Raw genomic sequence first — 6,717 nt, forward strand, 5'->3', positions numbered from 1 at the left:
AGCCGCATAAATAATTTTTCTATTTGAACTGTATACTTGACAGGCAATAGTGCCTTCTGTGAGAGGTGGCAACATCTGTCGTAACAGATGTCTAAAGAAAAAAGCCGCCAAATGGCGACCTTTCCCTGTATTAATGAATGTAAGACTACTTAAGGGTAACAGTAGCACCAGCGGCTTCAAGCTTTTCCTTGATTTCGTTGGCTTCGTCTTCCTTAACGTCTTCCTTGATAGCTGAAGGAGCACCGTCAACAAGGTCCTTAGCATCCTTCAGGCCGACACCAGTGATGTCCTTAACAGCCTTGATAACCTTAACCTTAGCGGCACCTGGTTCAGTCAATTCAACAGTGAAGCTGTCCTTAGCAGCAGCGTCGCCACCGGCAGCACCGGCAACAGCAACTGGAGCAGCAGCAGAAACGTCGAATTCGTCTTCGATAGCCTTAACGAGGTCGTTAAGGTCAGAAATTGATGCTTCCTTTAATGAAGCAATGATAGCATCCTTATCAAAAGCCATGTTTATTTCCTCCAATATTTAGGTAATTGATTTTAATTTGATATCTAATCTTAATACGGCAATTATGCGGCTTCGTCTTCCTTGTCGGCAACGGCCTTGACTGCACGGGCAATCTTCCGCATTGGATCTTGCAGTGCAGATGCAAGCATTGACAACAGTTCTTCGCGACTTGGCATAGAAGCGTATTCGTTGATTTCATCGAGAGTCTTAACACTCTTTTCGATGAAGCCACCCTTGATTTCAAGAGCGTCGTGGTCATCGGCAAAGTTCTTCAAGATCTTTGCTGGTGCGATTGGGTCTTCGTTTGAGAAAGCCACAGCAGTAGGACCAACAAAAGTGCTCTTCAAGTCTTCGTAGTCAGTACCTTCAACGGCCCGGTCAAGAATCTTGTTCTTGATAACTGACATCTTAACACCGGCGTCACGGAGTTGCTTACGCAAGTCAGTAACTTCGGCAACCGTCAAACCACGGTAGTCAACAACGATAGCTGATTGTGCATCGTTAAGCAGAGCTTGAGTGTCCTTAACGATTTCAGCCTTCTTAGCAATAGTTGCTTCACTCATGAATTTTCACCTCCTGCAATGTATTTTGATCGGATTTAATAAAAAATCCCTATGACCGCAGACATAGAGAAGGAATTTACATTTCTTCCTCGGCAGGCATACGATTAAGGCAAGAGCCACCTGAGTCTTAGGCAGAGTCATATTAATCAACTTTGTTAGTTTAACATGTCTCGCCCACATCTGTAAAGGGACTTTTTCAACTTTCTGCTTCCTGCAAGCGAACCATCTTCGCATAGTAGCCATTTTCGGCCATCAGTTCTGTGTGAGTCCCCCGTTCAATGATCCGGCCGTCACGCAGGACCAGGATCAAGTCGGCATCTCGGATAGTGGAGAGACGATGAGCAATGGCAATCGTCGTCTGCTCCCTGCTCATCTCATTGATGCTGGCCGTGATCATCTTCTCGGTGTGGGAATCAATGCTGGCCGTCGCCTCGTCTAAGATCAAAACCCGCGGGTGACGGGCCATTACCCGGGCAAAGGCAATCAACTGGCGCTGCCCGTTTGAAAGGTTGCTCCCACCCTCGCTCAACAGGGTCGCATATTGGCGGGGTAATTGTTCGATAAAAGTAGCGGCATTGACTAGCTCGGCGGCCCTACGGATATTTTGCTGGTCCTGCTCGTCAGTAAACATCCCGATATTGTGGGCCACCGTCCCGTAGAAGATGATCGGCTCCTGGACGACCAGGCCGAGCTGGTGGCGGAGCTCACGCAACGAATAGCGGCGAATGTCCTTGCCGTCAATCAAGATCTGACCCTCTTGGAATTCGTAGAAACGCATCAACAGGTTAATGATCGAACTCTTCCCGCTTCCGGTGTGACCGACCAGGGCCACCGTCTGCCCCGGCTCGACCGTAAAGGAGATGTCCTTTAAGACCGGCTTATGGGAATCATAGCCAAAGGTTACGTGCCGAAACTCAATCTTGCCAGCCGTAATCTTCAGGGGTTCATCCCCTTGGGCCGGTTGGGTTGACGGCCGGTCCAACAGGGTAAAGATCCGGTCACCAGCAACGATCCCCTCTTGGAAGGTCGCGAGGTTCTCCATCACGCTGGTCAAGGGGTTAAAGAAGTTCTGCTGGTAGGCAATGAAGGCGTAAACCACCCCGGCGGCCACCATTGTCTGCTCACTGTGCCAGCCAAAGTAACCCAGAGTCGCCGTCTCCGCCAGGATGAACATCAGGCTGACGATCGGGTACAGCAAGAAGGAATCGAAGTTGATCAGACGGTTACGGTAGCCGAAGTAACGGTTGTTCTCCTGGTCAAAGTCAGCGGCCAGGCGGTGCTGCTGACCAAACTGCTGAATGATCTCGATCCCGCCTAAGGCATCATTGAGCCGGGTATTCAAGTTGCTGAGGCTTGCCCGAACCCGTTGGTACACGGGCACGCTGAGTTTCTGATACCAGCGCACTAGCAGCATGATCACTGCCAGCAATCCCAGGGTCAACCAGGCCAGTAGCGGGCTCACCATGTACATGGCGACGAAGGACGCGACCAGGCCAGTCACGGCGACGACCAGGTTCAGAATCAGGTTCCAGAAGTTATAGAGAGCCTTAGTGTCATTGGTCACTCGGGACACAATCTCGCCAACCGGGGTCGAATCAAAGAAGCGCATCCCAAGGAAGTAGATGTGGTGAATCAGGCGGTCCCGCAGGCTCTCCAGAGTTCGCTCCGCCCCCACCGCAAAGCTGTAGGCTTGGATGAATTGCAAGAGGGCCCGGATAATCGTTAAGGCCAGGTAAATCCCGGCAAACATGATGATCCACTTCAATAGAACCGGGCCATGGCGCAGGTAGTGGTCGATGTAGAACTGGATCAGCCGGGGCAAGAGGAGGTTAACGACACTGAGGACTACGGCCACGCCGATTGCGAGGGTAAACTGCCACCAAAAAGGTCGGGCCGCCTTAAAGATTCGGCGTAAAACAACCCGCTGCCGGTGGTGAGTCAACTTAGTCTGTTTGTCCATTCAAGTCATCCTCCAATCGTTTTCTGCGCAGTTGCTCTCGTAAGGTATCACGGTACCAGCCCGGCCGCTTTATGAGTTCTGCCGGCTTTCCCTGTTCCGTGATGGTTCCTCTCTCCATCACGATTAGCCAGTCCAGCTGACTGACCGTGCTCAGCCGACTCGTCGCCATGATAATTGACCGCCCCTCGACGCTCTCCAGGCGCTGTTCAATCTGTTCCGCCGTTTCGGCATCGACGGCCGAGAGCGGGTCATCGAGGACCAGCAGCTGGGCATCCTTCATCAGGGCCCGTGCGAGTGCCAGCCGTTGCTTCTGGCCACCGGAGAGGTTTGTCCCATCCTGGCCAACCGTGGTCTGGTATTGATCAGGCATCGCCGCCACTTCATTGGCCATCGCCACGGCCGCCGTCACCTGGCGGAGGCGCTGGGGATCGGCCGCGGGGTTGCCAAAGCGGAGGTTGCGCTCAACGGTGGTTGAAAAAAGAAAACTGTTCTGGGGCACATAGGCTACCCGTTGCCGGTAACCTTCAAGGGGAAGCTGCCGGATGTCCTGACCGGCAACACTGATTTTCCCCTGGTAATGGTCAAAATCACGCACCAGCAGACGCAACAAGGTTGACTTGCCGCTCCCTGTCGGTCCGACCAGGCCGATCTTAGCCCCGGCCGGAATCTTAAAGCGGACATCGTGAAGGACATCATCCTTTTCTTCCGGGTATGCAAAACGGTCGATGGCCACCGCCATGTTTCCTGTTGGCACCGACACCCCCGCGGGGGCCGGAAGCCAAGCCGGTTTCTCGGCTAGCAGGGCATTAATCCGGTCATAGCTGGCCCGTCCCCGCTCCAGGGTATTGAACAGGGTCCCGATCGCAAACAGTGGCCAGACCAGTTCGCCAAGGTAGGTGATCATCGTGACCAACTGTCCAACCGATAGCCGCCCTTGTCCCACGGCCCAGCCGCCGACACCGATCGCGATGATGTAGGCCATCCCCATGATCAGCGTGGTGGCTGGACTGAACAGCGCGTCCCAGAAGTAGGCCCGTAAGTTGGTATGGAGGGCCTGTTGAACGTAGTGGTGAAAGTCAGCCAGGTCGGCCTCCTCTTCCCCAAGTGACTGGACCACCTTGATTCCGCTGATACTTTCCTGAGTCTTATTGTTGAGCCGGCCAAAAGCCTGCTGGGCACGCCCGTAAGCATCGTGAATCTTGTTTCCCAGGTGATAGGACAAAACCACTAGCAGGGGGAGCGGCAGGAGGGTGATAACAGTCAGCCGCCAGCTGACGAAGGCCCCCATCGCAATGATCATTGATCCCCCGGTGATGACCGAGTCGGCCAGCGTCAGGATCCCGTAGCTAGCCACCTCCCGGACCGCCTCAACGTCATTGGTGGCGTGGGCCATCAAGTCACCGGTCCGCCAGCGCTGGTAGAAGCTCGGGTCCATGACCATGAAATGGTGAAAGAGCTGGCTGCGCAGCTGTCGCTCCAAAACATATGAACTGCCATAGAGAAGCTTTTGCCAGACAAAGCGGAGAAAGTACTGAATCAAGGCGGCACTAACCATGATGCCTATTTGGACCAGCAACCAGTCCAAAACTACTCGGTGGGCACTGATGGCGTCGACCACGTTTCCAATGATCCGTGCCGGAATGACGTTGCAAATCGCCACCAAGATCAGCGCGACCACCCCGCCGAGGTACTGCCGCCACTGCTGGCGGAAGAACCAGCCGAGCTGTTTGAGAATTGCCACAATTTTCCCTTCTTTCAACGAGTTACTTATTATATGATAGTTGACTAACACTTGATTATAAAATACTTTTCCTTGATCCCCAACCATTTGATATTTGAATAAACTAAAAAGGGATACAGCATAGCCTAGCTGTATCCCTCAGGGGTTTTCAAAAATGTCAATTACTCGCTGAATATCATCACTTCGCCACGGCATCCTGGAGGGCGGCACCGAGCTGCTTCATCCCCGCCGTGATCTTATCCTCCTGGGCATTGGAGTAGTTCAGACGGAAGGTTCCAGGCTGGGCGGCGCCGGCAAAGAATGGGTCCCCGGGTACGAAAGCAACGTTGTGCTTCAGGCATTCCTTAAAGAGGGCAACGGTATCGTCCACCCCAGGCACTTCAACCCAAAGGAACATTCCACCCTCGGGATCGGTGTACTTGACCCCGGCTGGGAAGTACTTCTTGATCCCATCGACCATCAACTGCTTGCGCTTGCCGTAGAGGTCACTGATCTCCTTGACGTGGGCATCGAGGTCGTTGTTTTGCAAGAACTCCACGACCGCATACTGGGCCAAGTTATCGGTGTGCAGGTCCGCTGACTGCTTCAGGACGGTCAGCTTGTTGACGACGTCCTCATCAGCGACCAGCCAGCCCAAACGGAAGCCGGGCGCCAGGGTCTTGGAGAAGGTACTCATGTAGAAGACGTGGCCGGTCTGGTCGAAGGACTTCACGGCCGGCACATGTTGGCCGGCAAAGCGAATCTCACCGTACGGGTTGTCTTCCAGGACGTAGACGTCGTACTTAGCCGCCAGCTCGGCCAGCTGCTTGCGGCGTTCCAGAGCCATCGTGCGGCCAGTTGGGTTTTGGAAGTTTGGTACCGTGTAGATCAGTTTCGTGTTTGGATGGGACTTCAATGCCTCTTCCAAGGCATCCATCTTCATCCCCTGCTCGTCCATCTCCACGCCCGCAAAGTTAGCCCCGTAGGTCTTGAAGACGTCCAGGGCGCACAGGTAGGTCGGCTGCTCAACTAAGACGGTGTCACCAGGGTCGACGAAGGCCTTGCCGACCAGGTCCAATACCTGTTCGGAACCGGTCGTCACCAACACATTTTCAAGTTCGGCATCCACGTCTTCTTTGTCCTTGACGTGTTTTTGGATCAGCTCGCGCAAGGCGGTAACCCCCTTGGCAGCCCCGTATTGCATGGCTTTCTGACCGTGTTTTACGAAGACTCGGTCGACAGCTTCCTTCATCTCCTTAACGGGAAAAAGTTCAGGAGCTGGCAACCCACCAGCAAATGAAATAATTTGCGGATCCGCCGCTGCCTTTAGGATCGTACCCACCGCATCCGTGCCATCTGCTGGAACTCGTTTAGAATAGTTAAACTTTGTCATTGTCGTCACTCCTCTTAATAAACTTCAACTAGTTTTTAATTGTTTTTTAATAAAACAGTTGTTGGCAAGTAGTATACACTAGTTGCCCTTGCTTGTTAAGCATTGAATTAAATTATCTGCAATTTCAAGGGCCGGACGAAGCAGTCTCTTCATTAACTGATCCACCGCAAAAAAACTTTTTGACCGGCTGTTTGTTAAATTTCTTGTTGACAGATTAGAAAATGATGAGTATAGTTTAGCTAAACTTAATTACAAGCAAAAAACAGCGCGCAGGAATTCGCGGTGGGTACTGGCAACAGAGAGCTAACGGTTGGTGAAAGTTAGCCGCGGGCCCACTCCCGAGATCACCTGCAAGTTGGTCACTGAATAACAGTAAGTCGGCCTGGTCGCCAACCATTACCCTGGCAGCAGATTATTTGTCTGACTGAGGTGGATTCTTTCCATGAAGAAAAGGTGGTACCGCGATTTATTCGTCCTTTAAGCATTTCGATGCTTAAGGGATTTTTTGTTTGTTTTTGAAATAATTAACGGCGAGGTGAGCATAATGCAAGAAAGCGACATTAGTAGCAT

The 6,717-nt window shown here is 52.5% G+C and carries 5 protein-coding genes and 1 other annotated feature; all 5 genes read right to left on the reverse strand.

What is annotated here, in order from left to right; genetic code table 11:
• Positions 1-145: 145 nt before the first annotated feature.
• Entirely contained in the window at positions 146-511 is a 366-nt protein-coding gene (gene rplL, locus ACI31J_RS06930) for a 50S ribosomal protein L7/L12 (protein WP_439773700.1), read from the reverse strand.
• Between the two features lie 62 nt (positions 512-573).
• Complete coding sequence (gene rplJ, locus ACI31J_RS06935; protein ID WP_439773701.1) at positions 574-1,074, reverse strand: 50S ribosomal protein L10; 501 nt, start codon at positions 1,072-1,074, stop codon at positions 574-576.
• 31 nt (positions 1,075-1,105) lie between these two features.
• Positions 1,106-1,224, reverse strand: a sequence feature (ribosomal protein L10 leader region).
• 46 nt (positions 1,225-1,270) lie between these two features.
• Positions 1,271-3,034 (reverse strand): ABC transporter ATP-binding protein, encoded by a 1,764-nt coding sequence (locus ACI31J_RS06940; protein ID WP_439773702.1) that lies wholly within the window; start codon positions 3,032-3,034, stop codon positions 1,271-1,273.
• Positions 3,018-4,775 carry an ABC transporter ATP-binding protein gene (locus tag ACI31J_RS06945; protein WP_439773703.1) on the reverse strand — a complete coding sequence of 586 codons (1,758 nt, stop codon included), beginning with the start codon at positions 4,773-4,775 and terminating at the stop codon, positions 3,018-3,020. Before ACI31J_RS06945 ends, ACI31J_RS06940 begins: the two co-directional genes overlap by 17 nt.
• A gap of 178 nt (positions 4,776-4,953) precedes the next feature.
• Positions 4,954-6,147 carry a PLP-dependent aminotransferase family protein gene (locus ACI31J_RS06950; protein ID WP_439773704.1) on the reverse strand — a complete coding sequence of 398 codons (1,194 nt, stop codon included), beginning with the start codon at positions 6,145-6,147 and terminating at the stop codon, positions 4,954-4,956.
• Positions 6,148-6,717: the final 570 nt, after the last annotated feature.

The sequence above is a fragment of the Limosilactobacillus sp. genome, from assembly GCF_051873075.1.
GTDB lineage: Bacteria > Bacillota > Bacilli > Lactobacillales > Lactobacillaceae > Limosilactobacillus.

What these genes read in the sequence shown, in the direction of transcription:
- rplJ (WP_439773701.1), bottom strand. Translation starts at nt 1,074, where the DNA reads ATGAGTGAAGCAACTATTGCTAAGAAGGCTGAAATCGTTAAGGACACT.
- rplL (WP_439773700.1), bottom strand. Translation starts at nt 511, where the DNA reads ATGGCTTTTGATAAGGATGCTATCATTGCTTCATTAAAGGAAGCATCA.
- ACI31J_RS06940 (WP_439773702.1), bottom strand. Translation starts at nt 3,034, where the DNA reads ATGGACAAACAGACTAAGTTGACTCACCACCGGCAGCGGGTTGTTTTA.
- ACI31J_RS06950 (WP_439773704.1), bottom strand. Translation starts at nt 6,147, where the DNA reads ATGACAAAGTTTAACTATTCTAAACGAGTTCCAGCAGATGGCACGGAT.